Raw genomic sequence first — 16899 nt, forward strand, 5'->3', positions numbered from 1 at the left:
AAAAGTTGCTAAAGCTAGCAACTTTTTTTTGGTTCTTTTTTGAAAAAATGATAAAGAAGACCACTTAAAAGAACACCTAGAATAATTCCAATCGCTAAATTATGCGTATAGACGATCACACCCACTGTCACGAGTAAAATAACAATTTCAGTAATTTCAAAAGTTCGGAAAAGCTGCAAACTTTCCCAATCAAAGGTGTCGACTGCCACTGTCATCATGATCCCAATCAATGCAGCTGTAGGAATGGCTACCATCACGGATTTAAAAACAAAAATGAATAGAAGGAGGGTAATACCTGAAATCAAAGTAGAAAGCCGTTTTCGTCCCCCTGATTTAACATTAATGACCGCTTGCCCGATCATCGCACAGCCAGCTTGGCCACCAAAAAAGCCGGTAATTATATTAGCGAATCCTTGCGCCTTAACTTCTCGTTGGCTATCACTTTGGCTCGCTGTCATTTTGTCCACAATGGGGATCGTCAATAAAGATTCAATTAACCCGACCATTGCTAAGGCAACAGAACTAGGTAAAATAATCCACAACGTTTCTAAGTTGACGGGTACATTAGGCCAACGGATCGCTGGATGAAACTGACTCATTTCACCAAGATCACCTACCGTTTGCAAATGACCTTTTAAAAAATAGGACAGGATAGTCATGAATAAAATAACAATTAAAGCAGGAGGCACAATTGTAATAAACTTAGGTAATAGATAAATAAGTAAGATACTACAGATAATCATACCGTAGGACCACAGTGTTTGATGGGGCAATTGTTGTACTTGCGCCATGAAAATTAAAATGGCTAACGCATTGACGAATCCGTACATCACTGTCTTGGGAATAAAGCGCATCAATTTGTGGATACCTAAATAACCTAAAATAAATTGTAGAAAGCCTGTTAAAATAGTCGCAGCAAGCATGTATGACAAACCATGTGCTTGAATTAAGCCTGCAAGGACTAAGGCCATTGAGCCAGCAGACGCCGAAACCATTGCCGGACGGCCGCCCGTAAAAGTAATCACAAGTAAAGTAACAGCTGAAGCAAACACTGCAGAAAGCGGGTGAACACCAGCAATAATCGCAAACCCGATTACTTCTGGTAAAATGGCGACAGAAGAAACGAGACCGGCAAAGAGATCATTTCGTTCATTGCCTAACCATTCGCTTTTTTTAATACTAAATAACATCGAAAAACTCCTTTAAGTTAATAAAACCTTATTCATAATAGCATGAATAAGCTGAAATAAAAAAGTTTGACGTGTTAACGTCAAACTTTTTTATTAGAACTGTAACAGTGCCAACAACAAAATGGCTAGGACGACTTGAACAGTTCCTACTGATAAACCATAGATTAAGAAACGTTTGCCTTCTTGGAAAAACTTTTTAAAATCGAGTCGTAACCCGATTGCTGCCAAGGCAGTAATTTCAAACCAAGAACTAAAGAAATGAGCAGTCTCACTGATCACGACGGGGAAATGAATCAAACTATTAAAGACACAGGCAATGAAAAAGCCAACTACATACCAAGGTAGGGCGCTGCTTTTTTTGGTGACTTTTACCAACTCAGCTTCTGATTCTGCCGTCTTACTTTGCTTGAAACGTCCAAATAAATAGACAACTGCTACGAGTAGGACAATCCGCATAATTTTAAAGAGCATCGCAAGTTGAACTGCGTTCTCATTGACCATATTGGCACTGGCGACAACCTGACCAACTGATTGTAAAGTCCCTCCGATTAGTGCGCTACGAGCCAACAAATTGGTACCATAGATAATCCCACTTAAAATGGGTAAGGTCAACATTAAAACGGTTCCTAATAAGTTTACTAAAGTAATGATTTGGCCTTTTTCTTCCTCATCTGCTTGAATTGCTGGAGCAATCGAAGCAATGGCAGAGGATCCACAAACGGCATTACCACCAGCCATCAATAAAGACATATTATCAGAAAAAGCCAGTTTTTTACCGATCAAATAGGCAAAAATAATGGTCAGCGACATTTGAATGAGAATAAATGCGACACCTTGTAAGCCAATTTGGGCAATCGTTTGAAAGGTCACGGTGGTTCCCAATAAAACAACAGAAAATTCTAGTAATTTACTTTCGGCTACTTTGGTTCCGCGATTTAAATTGGCACCGCGAACAAAGGTATTTCCCAAAAAGATTCCTAGTAAAATAGCTATCGTTGCGGCGCCTAAGCTAGGTAACCAGATGGCAAAAAACTTGCTAAGGCAGGCGACAAGGAAAGCTGTTAGCAAGCCGGGAAGAATTTGTAATAAAGATTGGATATAATCATTTTCTGAATTTTTCATTGAAAAAATCTCTCTTTCATGTTCATTACTTCCAGTATAACGAAATTTTTTACATTTGAGAAATAAATAGTTAAAATAATATTTATAATAGAAAGTTATCGAAAGGATACCTATGTTTAAATTATTAAAGACTTTTCAAATTGTGTATGAGCAAATGAACTTTTCCAAAGCAGCTACCTGCCTATATATATCACAACCAGCCGTTTCTAATCAAATCAAACAATTAGAAGAAGAATTAGGCTGTTCATTGTTTTTAAGAAATGGTCGACAAGATGTAGTCCCTACTAGGCAAGCGGAAGTCTTGTATAATCGTTTGCTAAATTTAGCTGATGATTGGCAAGAAACATTAACAGCTCTTCATCAGGCGAGATTACCTAAAGAAACTTGCCGAATTGCTGCGTCTAATACTTTTGCAGTTTATTATTTGCCGCAACTGATGCAGCATTTACAGACACAGTATGCAACGATCAATTTTGTTTTAGAAATGAACAATTCAGAAGAAGTAGTGGAAAAAGTTGAAAAACATCAAGTTGATTTTGGCTTTATCGAAAAACCATTAATTACGAAAGGAGCAACTCGTGAAGAAATTATTCAGGATCAATTGGTTTTAGCTGGGGACCCTGCCAATCAGAATTGGTTGGTACGTGAAAAGGATTCTGGGGTCTTTCATTATACCCAACAGTATTTAGAAGAAAGTAATCAAAGCCCAACACTCATGACGGTTAAAAACAATGAAATGATTGTTAAAATGTTGGAATTGGGCATGGGGCAATCGTTGCTTTCAAGAAAGGCGATTACTGAAAAAATTCCGTTCCAAACGTTAGGTGAAAAGTATTGGCGTTCCTTTTATTTTTTGACACGGGGACATTTAAAATCCTCCTTGCTTCAAGAAGTAAAACAAGCAATTTATCGATTCTATCAGAAGGAAATGAATAAATACTAAAACGTTCTCTTTGTTTATTTATCAATCTTTGACTACACTAAAGAAAACGAAGGAGGGAACCACAATGCCTAAATTTTCACCATGTTTATGGTTTGACACACAAGCGGAAGAAGCTGCTAACTTCTATACAACAATCTTTGAAAAAGGTGCGATTCTAAGTAAAACGAACTACGTTAATGAGGAGCACCAACCTCAAGGAACATCATTAATGACCATTGAATTTACCTTGGCGAACCAAACAATCATTGGTTTAAATGGCGGACCAGAATTTTCCTTTACACCAGCTAGTTCATTTTTTGTTGAATGTAAAACGTTATCACAAACAGAAACGTTGTGGAAAAATTTAACAGCAGACGGACAGATTTTGATGCCTTTTGGGGAATATCCTTTTAGTCCTTTATATGGTTGGGTAGTGGACAAATTTGGTGTCTCTTGGCAAGTGTCTTTTTCAGGAAAAGAACAAACAATTGTACCAACCTTTATGTTTGCTAATGAAAAATATGGCGAAGCAGCCAAAGCTCTATCAGAATGGTTGGCGATTTTCGGTCCAGGCGAAATAATTGAAAAAGTTGAATATGAAGATGGGAACATTGCGCAAGCACTTTTCACATTACAGGAGCAACCGTTTCGAGTAATGGATGCACGAGATAAACATGATTTTGATTTTACCATGGCCTTCTCCATTTATATTGATTGTGAAAATCAGGAGGAAATAGATCGACTATGGCAACAAGTGACTGCTAAAGGGAAAGAATGGCCGTGTGGCTGGATGGAAGATCAATTTGGGGTCAGTTGGCAAACAGGCAATCCTGAACTGAAACGTTATTTATCTGACTCAAATCCAGCTAGAGCAAATGAAGTGACCAAAAAATTGTACCAAATGAAAAAAATAGATTTAAACCAGTTAAAAGAAGTGTATGACAAATATAATCATTAGAAAAACTGAGGTTGTCTGATCGACTACACTTCGTTACGTTGGTATCAATTCCAATACATGGAACATACTAGAGTTGAAGGGCTTGTCTTTTAAGGACCAAGACCTTCAACTCTTAAAAAAGGCTCGATTCTTGCGAGTTCCAAAGAGGCTACTTCTATTTTGTTGTTTACTTAATGGTTAGGACTCTGCCGATTTTTTTATAAGATTATGCTATAATTAAGAGTAGTAAATTATTGAAGGAAAAATGAAAAGTCCAAAATAGGAAGTGGTAAAATGATTGAGTTAATTGTGTTGTTAACAGTTTTTACTTATGGAACGAACTTTGTTTTATATCTTATTTTGAAAAATAAAAAGTCCATGCCAATTGTCGAAAAAGCTTCTATTGTATTAGGAATTAATATGTCTGTGTTATTATTAGATGGTATTTTTGCTTTCGTTGGCAAATTCATCATGTTATCAGAATGGGAATTATTAGCGCCTATTTTTGAAATAGTGTAAAAATCATCATAAAGTCCTATATCCAAAAAGAATGAAGTTTGTTAGGATAAGAAAGATGAAAATTTAGAAATAAAAGAGGTGGGATTGCATGGCTAAAATCATGATTGTCGAAGATGAAACAACCATTCGAGAATTAATTAGCGAGGAATTACAAAAATGGCAATTTGAAACGATTGGAACAACCGATTTTAATGATGTATTGGATGATTTTCAAGAGGAGAATCCCCAATTAGTCTTGATGGATATTAATTTACCTGTTTACGATGGGTACTATTGGTGTCAAAAAATTCGTGAAGTTTCTAAAGTACCAATTATTTTTATTTCGAGTCGTAGTACCAATATGGATATGATTATGGCGATGAACATGGGCGCGGATGATTTTGTTACAAAACCGTTCCAGATAGATGTTTTAATTGCTAAAATCAATGCTTTGTTGCGCCGCTCTTATAACTATTCCGATACGGATAGTGAAGTGCTTTCACATAATGGCATTACTTTAAATGTGGACAATGGACGAATGGAAATCAGAGGCGAAATGATCGATTTAAGTAAAAATGAATACCGATTACTGTATCTTTTAATGAAAAAGCACGGAAAAATTTTAACACGTGAAAAACTATTGCGCGCTTTATGGGACGATGAACGTTTTGTGGATGACAATACGTTGACGGTAAATATCAATCGTTTACGAAAAAAAATTGAGCAAGCAGGCATTGCTGGCTATATTGAAACCAAAGTGGGCGTCGGTTATATGGTGCCCTAGATAGGAGTAGACAATGACCATTCTAAAGTATTTAAAAGATCGCTGGTTATTACTAATTGGTTGGTTATTTTTTCTGTTCTTAACTTGTTTTATTTTATGGTTGGCTCCTAATGTCCGCTTAGATTGGACAGTGGTTGGCTATATCTTTTTACTGCAAAGTGTTTTTTTATCGCTATTTTTAACAATTGATTATTATTTAAAACGTAAGTGGTGGCTTTCGTTGGCAACGGAAAAAGAGCCGCCTTCTTTACAAGAATATTTGAATACAGCAGAAAAAGAAGAAGAACTACTTGTCCAAACGTATATTAACGGTTTATTGCAAGAGCACCAACAAACCATGCAGCAAGCAATTAACAACCAACAGGACCAAAAAGATTACATTGACTCTTGGGTTCATGAAATCAAAGTCCCCCTAACGGCTATCACGTTACTGGTACAATCTGTCGAAGATGATATTCCAGAGAAAAAATATTATCTATTGGAAAATGAGTTAGGTAAAATTGATGAATATGTCGAGCAAGTCCTATATTATGCTAGACTGGACAGCTTTTCTCGAGATTATTTACTCCAAGAATATTCTTTAAAAGAAATTGTGCAATCTGTTGTTCGTACGCAAGCAAATTATTTTATCCAAAAAAGATTGCAATTCTCAATTGAAGGGGAAGATGAAGCGGTTTTAACCGACCGAAAATGGGTCATTTTTATTTTCCGCCAATTATTAAGTAATGCAGTCAAGTATACGCCAGAAGGCGGCACGATTACGGTCCTAATTTCCAAAAATAAACAAGGTATTTATTTATCTTTAAAAGATTCTGGGATTGGCATTCCGACACAAGATCAACGACGCATTTTCGATAAAGGATTTACTGGTGAAAACGGGCGAAAAAGCGAACAGCATTCGACTGGTCTTGGCCTGTATTTGGCCCATAGCTTAGCGAAAAAGTTAGGTCATGATTTAACAGTCGAATCGACAGAAGGGCAAGGTACGACGATGACATTGTTTTTCCCTTCCCTCAGTTATTATAATGAAGTGAAATAAAAAGTAGGTCTATCAGCAAATTAAAGAGGTGATAGGCCTTTTTTTATTTATTAAAACTTTCTTGCTAACTTCTCTTACTCTTCTTAGTTGTTTAGAAAACGTTTTTATTGTTAGAATGAAATGAAATAAATTTGTTAGGAGAATATTATGAGTTTACTTATCGCTTTAGTGCCCATGATTGCGTGGGGCAGTATTGGTTTAGTCAGCGGTAAAATTGGTGGAAGCGCCAATCAACAAACGTTAGGTATGACAATCGGCGCATTACTATTTTCAATTGTTGTCTTTTTTGTCATCCAGCCTACGTTGACGACAGCCACATTAATTGTTGGATTTATATCTGGTTTATTCTGGAGTTTGGGACAGAATAAACAATTTCATAGCATGAAATATATGGGCGTTTCAGTTGGCTTACCAATTTCAACTGGGATGCAGTTAGTTGTTAATACCGTTGCAGGGGCTGTTTTTTTCCATGAATGGACAAAAACAAAAGACTTTGTTGTGGGCTTTATCGCTTTGGCCTTTTTAGTTTTTGGGGTGTATTTAACAGCTCGACAAGATGATGACAGTCAACCGAAAACCTCAAACAGTATGTTAGATTTTAATAAAGGGATTCGGGCCTTGATTTTCTCAACAGTTGGGTATGGCGTCTATACCATCATTATTAATGCCACTGGTTTAGATCCGTGGGGAATTATTTTGCCACAAAGTATTGGTATGTTAGTGGGGGCTAGTTTCTTTGCCTTCAAAAAAGTCAAAGTTGATCGTTTTGTTTGGATGAATATGACGACGGGTCTGCTTTGGGGCTTAGGAAATATTTGTATGTTATTAACAATGCGTGAAATTGGCTTAGCTATTAGCTTCTCTTTATCACAAATGGGGATTATTATTTCGACTCTTGGGGGCATCTTCCTTTTAGGCGAAAGAAAATCAAAAAAAGAAATGTTTTATGTTATTTTTGGTTGCATTTTTGTTATTCTAGGTGGTATTCTTTTAGGGTATATGAAAGCGTAAATAGTTTATTTACGCTTATTTTTTTTACGGGGGTAAACACATGTCTATTTTCAGAAAAAAAGAAATCACTGTGCCTGTCAATGACAGTGGTGGGATGAAAAAAAATCTTAAGACGATGGACTTAATTTTTCTAGGAATTGGGGCTGTAGTAGGAACAGGGATTTTTGTTGTGACAGGTGTCGCAGCGGAACGCTATGCAGGTCCAGGGCTCGTCTTATCATTTCTGGTAGCAGCAGCCGCGATTATTTTATCTGGTTTATGCTATGCAGAATTTGCATCACGTATTCCGGTCATTGGTGGGCCGTATGCCTACATGTATGTGGTCTTTGGAGAAATTGTGGCTTGGATGACTGGTTGGATGATTATTTGTGAGTTTTTCTTGGCGGTTTCATCCGTTGCTTCAGGTTGGTCAGGCTATGTCCATGGCTTTTTGGATAGCTTAGGTTTTTCTTTGCCGCAAGCGTTAAGTGGCGCTTATAATCCAACAAATGGTACATATATTGATTTGATTGCCATGTTGGTCGTTGTAGCCGTAACTTTTTGGGTATCTTTAGAAGCGAAAACAGCGTTACGTTTAAATAACTTAATGGTTTTCGTGAAGTTTGGGATTATTTTATTATTTGTTCTCGTGGGAATCTTTTATGTGAAACCAACGAACTGGCAACCATTTATTCCTTATGGTTTTTCAGGCGTTTTCAGTGGTGCTGCTTTAGTTTTCTTTGCCTTTCTAGGGTTTGATGCGGTCAGCATGGCCGCGGAGGAAGTGAAGAATCCGAAAAAAGATATTCCAAAAGGGATTATTGGTTCCATTATTATTTCAACATTGTTATATATTGTTGTTACGTTAGTTTTAACTGGGATTGTTCCATTTACGGATTTAGGGGTCAAGGATCCGGTGGCTTTTGCGATGCGCTTCATTAATCATGGCGCAATCGCGACAATCATTTCAGTTGGTGCTATTTTAACCTTATTAACAGTGACGATTGCGATGATGTACAGTTTAGCCCGTGTGATTTATGCGATTAGTAAAGATGGATTATTGCCGCAGTTTATGAGCAAAATCGATGAGAAGCGGCACACACCTAAGAATGCAACCTATGTAGCTGGATTTTTAGCAATGGTTTTTGCTGGGATTGTTCCAATGGAGATGTTGGCTGAACTTACAAATATCGTGACACTCTTTTATCTGATGTTTCTCGCTTTAGGAATTATCAAATTACGGACAATGAAAGGAGAACCGCAAGCAGGTGAATTTAAAGTACCACTTGTGCCGGTTCTACCATTAATTTCAATCGTGGTTTGCGCGGCTTTGATGTTCCAATTGTCTTTAGCTACTTGGCAAGTATTTGGCATAGCCGTAGTGATTGGTTTGGCTATTTATTTCTTTTATGGACGACACCATAGTATCGTTCGTTTCGAGACAAAAGAATAAAAATGAACGAAAAAAGAGAGGAATACTTGTCAAATAGACAGGTGTTTCTCTCTTTTCTTTCTGGCATTTTCTTCATTTTCAAGAGAAAACCGACAAGAAATATAGTTTAATAATGTCTAATTATGGTATACTGTTTAGGAGTAAATCCTGAGGGTTTAGGAAAATGACTAAAGGAGGTTTTTTCTGTATGTCACAGAAAGAAACATTTTATATTACCACCCCAATTTATTACCCAAGTGGGAAGTTACATATTGGGAATTCATATACAACAATCGCCTGCGATGCAATGGCCCGTTACAAGCGTTTAATGGGTTTTGATGTATTTTATTTAACAGGTGTGGATGAACATGGCCAAAAAATTGAAAAAAAAGCTGCTGAGTTGAATGTGACACCAAAAGAGTACGTTGATAAAATGGCAGCAGATGTTCAAAAATTATGGAAAACATTAGATATCAGCTATGATAAATTTATTCGGACAACGGATGATTATCACATGGCAGCCGTGCAACAAATTTTTGACCGTTTAGTAGAACAAGGAGATATCTACCTTGGAGAATATGAAGGTTGGTATTCAGTTTCTGATGAAGAATTTTTCACTGAAACACAATTAGCTGAAGTATATCGTGACGATGAAGGCAATGTCATTGGTGGGAAAGCACCAAGTGGTCACGAAGTCGAATTAGTTAAAGAAGAATCCTATTTCTTCCGCATGAGTAAATATGCGGATCGCTTGGTACAATATTACGAAGAACATCCAGAATTTATTCAACCAGAATCTCGTAAAAATGAGATGCTAAATAACTTTATCAAACCAGGATTAGAAGATTTAGCCGTTTCAAGAACGACTTTCTCTTGGGGAATTCCATTAAAAAATGATCCAAAACATGTGGTTTACGTATGGATTGATGCGTTATCAAACTATATTACAGCACTAGGTTATGGTTCAGAAGATGATTCATTATTCCAAAAATATTGGCCTGCGAACGTGCAAATGGTTGGGAAAGAAATCGTGCGTTTCCATACGATTTATTGGCCAATTATGTTAATGGCCTTGGATTTACCATTACCGAAAAAAGTCTTTGGACATGGTTGGTTATTGATGAAAGACGGAAAAATGTCTAAATCTAAAGGAAATGTTGTTTACCCTGAAATGTTAGTAGAACGCTACGGTCTAGATGCGTTACGTTATTATTTATTACGAGCAATTCCATTTGGTAGTGATGGCGTCTTTACACCAGAAGATTTCGTTTCTCGCTTAAATTATGATTTAGCTAATGACTTAGGAAACTTGTTGAATCGAACAATTGCGATGATTAATAAATATTGTGATGGCAAAGTACCAGCCTATGCTTCAAAAGTTACCCCATTTGATAGTGAACTATCGACAACTGCGGCGAATGTTATTGGAAAATATCATGAAGCAATGGAAAAAATGGAATTTAATACGGCCATTGCAGAAATCTGGACGCTAGTTTCTCGTGCAAATAAATATATTGATGAAACAGCGCCTTGGGTATTGGCTAAAGAAGAAGAGAAACGCAATGAATTAGAAAGTGTCATGATCCATTTAGCGGAAAGCTTACGAATTGTGGCAATCTTATTGCAACCAGTCATGACAGAAACACCAGGGAAAATTTTCGAACAATTAGGCTTAGATCCAGAAACAATGAACATGGAAAATATTCATTTTGGTGAGTTTCCAACAGATGTAACAGTAACAAGTAAAGGAACACCTATTTTCCCACGTTTAGAAATTGAAACAGAAGTAACGTATATTCAAAAGAAAATGTCCCAAAGCGAAAGTGCTACAGAAGAGGATATTAAATGGAATCCAGAAGAAACAACGTTGGTTTCAACGAAAGAAAAACAAATTAAGTACGATGATTTCGATAAAGTGGAATTAAAAGTTGCCGAAGTTATTGACTGTAAAAAAGTCAAAGGAGCAGATAAATTATTGCAATTTCGTTTAGATGCTGGAGATGAAAACCATCGTCAAATTCTTTCAGGTATTGCTGAATTTTATCCAGATCCAGCTGCGCTAATTGGCAAAAAAGTAGTCATTGTGGCTAACTTAAAACCAAGAAAAATGCGTGGTCAAATTAGCCAAGGAATGATTCTTTCAGCTGAATCACCAGAAGGGAAACTTCAAATTGTTGAAGCACCAAAAGAAATGCCAAATGGTGCAGGAATCGCATAAAAGCATAAGTGGTAAAGATAAAAGGTGAATTGTAACCTTTTATCTTTACTACTTTTTTTGTATACTAGAAGAAAAGTGATTTGATGTGGGGGAAGTTTGATGGCTTATCATACTTATGAATTTTTAAAAAGACGTAAAAATGATCCAAAATGGAGAAAGGCCTATACATCTGCTAGGAATAAACGTATTATTGGTACTTTAGTTACGATAAATATAATTATTTGGGGCTTTGTTTTGTGGAAAAAATAGAAAGTGGCGATATAGAAGTAAATAATATTATCGACGTCCTAAAATCGAAAATCAACGAATTTTTAAATTAAAAGAATCGAAGAAAAGCCTAGAAAAAATCATTTGCGATTTTTCCTAGGCTTTTCTATGTTAGAGTTTCACTTTTTTAGGTATTCGTTTTTTACCAAAACGGCCTTTCGTTAGGCGACTTGGTAAAATGATCAGTAAGAGTGAAAAAGGGACACTGATAATTTGCCACGTGAGTAAACGGCCTAAGCTATTATTTTTATAAAGCCACTCTAATATAAAATGCAGCCCTAAAATACTTAACAAAGCCAAGCCTGTCAGGAAATAAGGCGTTGATACCCAGTCGGTCGTTTTCAAGAGACTAAAACCTAAAGGAATTAGATAAAAGTAAGCACTTGTTAAAGTAATACGCCAACTTTTCATAACAGTGCCTAAATTAATTATAAAAAAAAGTAAAGATAGGACTAAAGCAAAAGGTGGAAACAAAGCCACTAACGCCGAATAGATGGTTCCCCAGACGAGCATTAAGGGACCTTTAACAATAGCGGCAATAAGTGTAAACAAGCCAATTAGGAGTAACTGCTGTGTCAGTGAGCCAAAGGTTAGCAAGCCAAATAAAATAAGCAGTAGCCAGTGCCAAATGGTTTGGTTTTGTTGTTTTCGCTCAATAGTTACATTTTTTTGGATAGAGGTTTTTAAAAAATTTTCTAAATCAGGTGATTGTTTCACCTTCTCACGCTCCTCTCAACTTAAGAGACAACAAACGAGTAGGTCTGCTAATTAAAAAGCAGTGCCTACTCGTCTATTATAAGTGGTTTTTCTAAAAATAAAATCCGCCTTAAGTCTCAGTTACTGGGCTGCCAAGTAAGGTGTAAACCGTTCAGAAAGTGTGCCGGTATAAGGTAAAACGACCCGTTTCATTCCACGAGAAATAGCAGTATACAGGATTCTTTTATCTCGTTTATTGTCGGAATAACGATTAACATTTGGGTTATGAAGAATTACATTATCAAATTCTAGACCTTTTGCCATATCAATTGATAAAACTTGCAGTGACGGATGTTCTTCTAATGAAAGAGAAGCACTAAGTTCTTTTGTTAATTGTTCTTTTTCTGCAAATGTTTTAGTAATAATGGCGGTGCTTTCTTTCGGATCAAAAGTTGCAATGGAAGTGACGATTGCTTTAAGATAGTCAGACGCAGAGTCACAAGGAATAAATGTCGGCTTTTCTCCATCATGCCGGATGGGCACAATGGTTAATTGCTCTGGTTGAGTGCCTAATGTTTGGAAGAGTCGTGTAATTTCTTTACTTGAACGGTAACTGTTTAATAATTGATACGTTCCAACAGAACGGCTGGTTTCGTTAACCAATAAATCATGAGCTTCAGAAAATTCAATGGCTGTATTAAAAATGGCTTGATTTTCATCACCAGCTAAAGTAAAACTAGCTTTAGGGAAAAGTGTCAGCAGTAATAATAATTGGGCTTCTGTATAATCTTGGACTTCATCGACTAGGATAAAAGCCATTTGCTGGTTGGCGAGATTTTCAATAAATGCATGTTTCACCAAAATAAGGGCCACAATTTCATCGGCTGTGAAAACAGCTGTCTCTTTTTGATACGATTTTTCAGTGAATAAAGAATAAAACGTTTCAAAAAAGGCCCATTGATCTAGCCAAGCATCATTTTTAATAGCGGCAGTGATAGAGCGATATTTTTTCTTCAAACGTTTTAAAGCAAAATCAGCCAGATGTTTTTCATTATCTTCGGTAATCACTGTGCCAAAATAACGAACTTGTTCAGCTTCTGTTAAATCTTGGAATTGATCCAACATTTTTTTAGAATGGGCTTGTTTTAATAAGTACCGTGTCCAAAGACTGGTTAATTTTTCTTTTGTGGCTGAAATTCGTTGGCGAATACTCAAGTCAGCTGGTGTTTCTTGATAAAGTTTAAAAATTGTTTCTGAAGTAAATAAGGTCTGCTTTTTAAAAGTTAAAGGACGGAAAAAATGTGGCTGCACAACTGCTTTTTCAGGATTGCTTAAAAGAAACGTTGCAAATTCTTTTGAACGAATAACGTGCTCTTGCTCCGTTGCCTCAGAGCGAGTAATGCGTTCGAAATAGTCCGTTTCTTCTTCCATTGGCCATGCTTCTTTGGTAGTGAAGCGCAAAAATTGTAAAAGAGTCAAATTCAAGGGATTTCGTTCGCCTAAATTCGGTAAAACTTGAGAAATATAATCAATAAATGTTGAATTTGGTGAAAGTAATAAAATATTATCCGCTGTAATTTCTGCTCGATGTTGATAAAGTAAATAAGCAATCCGTTGCATAATCGCAGACGTTTTCCCACTACCAGCAATCCCGTTGACTAGTAGGAGTGGCTGCGTTTCGTCACGAATTATTTGATTTTGTTCTTGTTGGATGGTTGTCGTAATGTCCTTCATATAAGGAGAAGCATCTTCTTCTAAAGAATGCAATAACACATCATCTTGAATCGCAATGGTTGTGTCAAAATAGTTGATTAATTGATCTTTTTCAATAATTAACTGTCTTTTCAAATCAAGTTGTACAGGAATGGTTTGTTGATGTGCCGTGTAGGCTGTTTTCCCTAAAACATTGTCATAAAATAACGAAGCAATCGGTGAGCGCCAATCGTGAATGCGCGTTTCTTCTTCTAAAGAAGTAAAATCGTTTACGCCAATATAAAAGTTTTCTGGCTCTTCAGGGCTGTCTTCAAAAGTCACGCCAATTTTGCCAAAATAAGGAACTTGTAATAGGCGTTTCACTTTGTCTAAATTTTTAGCCGTTGCTTCATTTTTTAAGTTCCACTGATCAATTTCACGGTTCTTCATTTCCAACATGGCAAACGTTTCTAGATTATCGGCATAACTATCAAAATTCAGCTTAGAATCGCGACCAAATTCCTCTAGCATATGTTTGCCATCTTTCATTGTGTTCGCCAATTGCTCTTCGTAAACTTTTTTAGCCGCTTGCAGCTCATGACAAACCGTTGTTAAATGCTGTTGTTCATAAATTTTTTCATCGGTCATGGAGATTCCTCCTTTTAATAACATGACTGAATAGTATACGTTACTTTTAGCATAAATGCAAGCGCTGTTTATGAGGAAATGGCGAATCTTGTCGCCTAGTCATTCAGATTTTTCAAGAAATATGATAAAGTAGAGAGGAGATAAAGGAGGCAATCATAATGATTTTTGATACACATACACATTTGAATGCAGAACAATTTAATGATGATATTCCAGAAACGATTGCACATGCCCAAGAATTGGGTGTTACAGAGATGGCCGTGGTCGGTTTTGATGAACCAACGATTGAAAAATCTCTTTTACTTAGTCAGGAATATGCCAATATTTATAGTATCATTGGTTGGCATCCAACAGAAGCGGGTAGCTATACGCCAGAGGTTGAACGACGATTACAAGAACAATTAACGTTGCCAAAAATTGTAGCATTAGGTGAAATCGGTCTTGATTATTACTGGATGGAGGATCCTAAAGAGGTGCAAGAAAAAGTCTTTCGCCGTCAAATTGCGATTGCTCGGGAAATGAATTTACCGTTTAGTGTGCATACGAGAGAGGCATTAGAAGATACCTATCGAATTTTAAAAGATGAAAAAATTTCAGATATTGGTGGAATCATGCATAGTTTCAGTGGTGATGCCGAGTGGATGAAGAAATTTTTAGATTTAGGTCTGCATATTTCTTTTAGTGGAGTCGTAACGTTTAAAAAGGCGTTGGATGTTCAAGAAGCGGCGATGGCGGTACCACTTGAACGAATGTTGGTGGAAACAGATGCACCCTATTTAGCCCCTGTTCCTTATCGTGGTAAACGGAATGAACCCGGCTATACACGATACGTAGTGGAAAAAATTGCTGAATTACGACAACTAACCTTTGAAGAAGTGGCAGAACAAACGAGAGTCAACGCTCATCGCTTGTTTCGGATAGATAAATGAAAGAAAAAATGAAAGTTGCAGAAATCATTGTCGTTGAAGGAAAAGACGACACACGCCGCATTCAAGAGGTAGTTGCAGCGGATACGATTGAAACGATTGGCTCTGCTATCAATGATGAAATTTTGACACAAATTGAACACGCACAAGAAACGAGAGGCGTGATTATTTTTACAGATCCAGACTATTCGGGCGAAAAAATTCGTAAAACAATAATGGAAGTCGTTCCTGATGCAAAGCATGCTTTTTTATCAAGAAAAGTTGCAGTGCCTAAAAAAAATGGCGGTAGCCTAGGGGTTGAACATGCTAGTGATGAAGCAATTATTGAAGCCTTAAAAAAAGTCGTAACACCTGTTCAAGCTGATGAAGACTATCAAGAAATTCCTAGACAAACACTGGTTGAATATGGTTTAATAGCGGGAGCAAATGCAAAAAAATACCGTGAATTATTAGGAGATGACCTAAGAATTGGCTATACAAATAGCAAACAGTTAGTCAAACGGTTAAGCATGTTTCGGATTACAGAAGCAGAATTGAAAGAAAGCATGACACGTATTTTAAAAGAACTTGCAAACGAAGAATAACTACATGGAGGAACAAGCGTGACGGACTATAAAGAAATTGCCACACCATCCAGAACCAAAGAAATACTAAAAAAACATGGATTTTCATTTAAAAAGAGTTTAGGTCAAAATTTTTTGACAGAGCCTAATATTTTAAGAAAAATTGTAGAAACAGCGGGAATCAATCAGCAGACAAATGTTGTCGAAGTCGGGCCTGGAATTGGTGCATTAACAGAGCAATTAGCGATGAACGCAGCACAAGTTGTGGCTTTTGAGATTGATGATCGCTTGATTCCTGTCTTAGCGGATACCTTAAGTCGCTATGATAATGTAACAGTGGTGCATCAAGATGTTTTAAAAGCTGATTTGGTCGAGACAACCAACCAAGTTTTTCAAGAGAAGTATCCGATTAAAGTGGTAGCGAACCTACCTTACTATATTACTACGCCAATTATGATGCATTTTTTAGAATCTTCTTTAGATGTAGCTGAAATGGTTGTGATGATGCAAAAAGAGGTCGCTGATCGAATTGCTGCTAAACCAGGAACGAAAGCTTATGGCTCATTATCAATTGCTGTCCAATATTTTATGGAAGCAAGTGTCGCCTTTATTGTGCCAAAAACGGTTTTTGTGCCGCAGCCCAATGTTGACTCGGCGATTATTAAATTGACGCGCCGTGCTACACCAGCAGTGACAGTGACCAATGAAAAAGAATTTTTCAAATTAACCAAAGCAAGTTTCCAATTAAGACGTAAAACATTGTGGAATAACTTAACGCATTTTTATGGGAAAGATGAACAAACGGTGGCTTGGCTAAAAGAAAGCCTGGCTGAAGCAGAAATCGATCCTTCTAGACGTGGTGAAACATTGTCTTTAGAAGAATTTGCTCGTTTAAGTAATGCTTTAGAAAAAAATAAACCAGTATAAAAAAGAACTTTCTGTTATTTATGAGAAATAACAGAAAGTTCTTTTATG

Annotated in this window: 16 protein-coding genes; 12 read left to right on the forward strand and 4 right to left on the reverse strand. The window is 36.7% G+C overall.

The window, feature by feature from the left end:
* Positions 1-14: 14 nt before the first annotated feature.
* Together PYW42_RS03730 and PYW42_RS03735 are read right to left on the reverse strand one after the other, a co-directional pair.
* Positions 15-1190, reverse strand: a complete 1176-nt coding sequence (locus PYW42_RS03730) for a SulP family inorganic anion transporter (RefSeq protein WP_002380126.1) — start codon at positions 1188-1190, stop codon at positions 15-17.
* A 93-nt stretch (positions 1191-1283) separates the two neighbouring features.
* On the reverse strand, positions 1284-2312 hold the full coding sequence (locus PYW42_RS03735) for a YeiH family protein (protein ID WP_002388801.1): 1029 nt from the start codon (positions 2310-2312) through the stop codon (positions 1284-1286).
* A gap of 112 nt (positions 2313-2424) precedes the next feature.
* Here PYW42_RS03735 and PYW42_RS03740 point away from each other — a divergent pair, with 112 nt between their 5' ends.
* From PYW42_RS03740 to PYW42_RS03780, 9 genes are all read left to right on the forward strand, one after another.
* On the forward strand, positions 2425-3255 hold the full coding sequence (locus PYW42_RS03740; RefSeq protein ID WP_002376106.1) for a LysR family transcriptional regulator: 831 nt from the start codon (positions 2425-2427) through the stop codon (positions 3253-3255).
* 64 nt (positions 3256-3319) lie between these two features.
* On the forward strand, positions 3320-4192 hold the full coding sequence (locus PYW42_RS03745; RefSeq protein WP_002355807.1) for a VOC family protein: 873 nt from the start codon (positions 3320-3322) through the stop codon (positions 4190-4192).
* A gap of 273 nt (positions 4193-4465) precedes the next feature.
* On the forward strand, positions 4466-4690 hold the full coding sequence (locus tag PYW42_RS03750) for a hypothetical protein (RefSeq protein ID WP_002355808.1): 225 nt from the start codon (positions 4466-4468) through the stop codon (positions 4688-4690).
* Between the two features lie 88 nt (positions 4691-4778).
* Positions 4779-5453 (forward strand): two-component system response regulator SapR, encoded by a 675-nt coding sequence (sapR, locus tag PYW42_RS03755; protein WP_002358841.1) that lies wholly within the window; start codon positions 4779-4781, stop codon positions 5451-5453.
* A gap of 13 nt (positions 5454-5466) precedes the next feature.
* Positions 5467-6492, forward strand: a complete 1026-nt coding sequence (gene sapS / locus PYW42_RS03760; protein WP_002388828.1) for a two-component system sensor histidine kinase SapS — start codon at positions 5467-5469, stop codon at positions 6490-6492.
* A 147-nt stretch (positions 6493-6639) separates the two neighbouring features.
* Positions 6640-7503 (forward strand): GRP family sugar transporter, encoded by an 864-nt coding sequence (locus PYW42_RS03765; protein ID WP_002409310.1) that lies wholly within the window; start codon positions 6640-6642, stop codon positions 7501-7503.
* Between the two features lie 40 nt (positions 7504-7543).
* A complete protein-coding gene (locus PYW42_RS03770) occupies positions 7544-8935 on the forward strand; it encodes an amino acid permease (protein ID WP_002355812.1) in 1392 nt (463 codons plus the stop codon).
* A 187-nt stretch (positions 8936-9122) separates the two neighbouring features.
* Positions 9123-11132, forward strand: a complete 2010-nt coding sequence (metG, locus tag PYW42_RS03775) for a methionine--tRNA ligase (RefSeq protein ID WP_002355813.1) — start codon at positions 9123-9125, stop codon at positions 11130-11132.
* Between the two features lie 99 nt (positions 11133-11231).
* The gene (locus PYW42_RS03780) at positions 11232-11381 is read left to right on the forward strand and encodes a hypothetical protein (protein WP_002388946.1); all 150 of its coding nucleotides are present in this window, start codon (positions 11232-11234) and stop codon (positions 11379-11381) included.
* Between the two features lie 129 nt (positions 11382-11510).
* On the opposite strand, the gene PYW42_RS03785 is transcribed toward PYW42_RS03780, so the two are convergent.
* Together PYW42_RS03785 and PYW42_RS03790 are read right to left on the reverse strand one after the other, a co-directional pair.
* Positions 11511-12116 (reverse strand): hypothetical protein, encoded by a 606-nt coding sequence (locus PYW42_RS03785; protein WP_002383359.1) that lies wholly within the window; start codon positions 12114-12116, stop codon positions 11511-11513.
* 120 nt (positions 12117-12236) lie between these two features.
* The gene (locus PYW42_RS03790) at positions 12237-14459 is read right to left on the reverse strand and encodes a HelD family protein (RefSeq protein ID WP_002409309.1); all 2223 of its coding nucleotides are present in this window, start codon (positions 14457-14459) and stop codon (positions 12237-12239) included.
* Positions 14460-14593: 134 nt separating this feature from the next.
* Here PYW42_RS03790 and PYW42_RS03795 point away from each other — a divergent pair, with 134 nt between their 5' ends.
* From PYW42_RS03795 to rsmA, 3 genes are read left to right on the forward strand one after another with little or no spacing between them, the layout of a single operon-like run.
* Entirely contained in the window at positions 14594-15364 is a 771-nt protein-coding gene (locus tag PYW42_RS03795; RefSeq protein WP_002358846.1) for a TatD family hydrolase, read from the forward strand.
* Complete coding sequence (gene rnmV, locus PYW42_RS03800; RefSeq protein ID WP_002358848.1) at positions 15361-15945, forward strand: ribonuclease M5; 585 nt, start codon at positions 15361-15363, stop codon at positions 15943-15945. Before PYW42_RS03795 ends, rnmV begins: the two co-directional genes overlap by 4 nt.
* An 18-nt stretch (positions 15946-15963) precedes the next feature.
* Positions 15964-16851 (forward strand): 16S rRNA (adenine(1518)-N(6)/adenine(1519)-N(6))-dimethyltransferase RsmA, encoded by an 888-nt coding sequence (gene rsmA, locus PYW42_RS03805; protein ID WP_002358849.1) that lies wholly within the window; start codon positions 15964-15966, stop codon positions 16849-16851.
* Positions 16852-16899 lie beyond the last annotated feature (48 nt).

This window comes from Enterococcus faecalis, from assembly GCF_029024925.1.
Classification (GTDB): Bacteria; Bacillota; Bacilli; order Lactobacillales; family Enterococcaceae; genus Enterococcus; species Enterococcus faecalis.

What these genes read in the sequence shown, in the direction of transcription:
- PYW42_RS03745 (WP_002355807.1), top strand. Translation starts at nt 3,320, where the DNA reads ATGCCTAAATTTTCACCATGTTTATGGTTTGACACACAAGCGGAAGAA.
- PYW42_RS03765 (WP_002409310.1), top strand. Translation starts at nt 6,640, where the DNA reads ATGAGTTTACTTATCGCTTTAGTGCCCATGATTGCGTGGGGCAGTATT.
- PYW42_RS03740 (WP_002376106.1), top strand. Translation starts at nt 2,425, where the DNA reads ATGTTTAAATTATTAAAGACTTTTCAAATTGTGTATGAGCAAATGAAC.
- PYW42_RS03790 (WP_002409309.1), bottom strand. Translation starts at nt 14,459, where the DNA reads ATGTTATTAAAAGGAGGAATCTCCATGACCGATGAAAAAATTTATGAA.
- PYW42_RS03735 (WP_002388801.1), bottom strand. Translation starts at nt 2,312, where the DNA reads ATGAAAAATTCAGAAAATGATTATATCCAATCTTTATTACAAATTCTT.
- PYW42_RS03780 (WP_002388946.1), top strand. Translation starts at nt 11,232, where the DNA reads ATGGCTTATCATACTTATGAATTTTTAAAAAGACGTAAAAATGATCCA.
- sapR (WP_002358841.1), top strand. Translation starts at nt 4,779, where the DNA reads ATGGCTAAAATCATGATTGTCGAAGATGAAACAACCATTCGAGAATTA.
- sapS (WP_002388828.1), top strand. Translation starts at nt 5,467, where the DNA reads ATGACCATTCTAAAGTATTTAAAAGATCGCTGGTTATTACTAATTGGT.
- PYW42_RS03730 (WP_002380126.1), bottom strand. Translation starts at nt 1,190, where the DNA reads ATGTTATTTAGTATTAAAAAAAGCGAATGGTTAGGCAATGAACGAAAT.
- PYW42_RS03795 (WP_002358846.1), top strand. Translation starts at nt 14,594, where the DNA reads ATGATTTTTGATACACATACACATTTGAATGCAGAACAATTTAATGAT.
- PYW42_RS03750 (WP_002355808.1), top strand. Translation starts at nt 4,466, where the DNA reads ATGATTGAGTTAATTGTGTTGTTAACAGTTTTTACTTATGGAACGAAC.
- metG (WP_002355813.1), top strand. Translation starts at nt 9,123, where the DNA reads ATGTCACAGAAAGAAACATTTTATATTACCACCCCAATTTATTACCCA.
- PYW42_RS03770 (WP_002355812.1), top strand. Translation starts at nt 7,544, where the DNA reads ATGTCTATTTTCAGAAAAAAAGAAATCACTGTGCCTGTCAATGACAGT.
- rnmV (WP_002358848.1), top strand. Translation starts at nt 15,361, where the DNA reads ATGAAAGAAAAAATGAAAGTTGCAGAAATCATTGTCGTTGAAGGAAAA.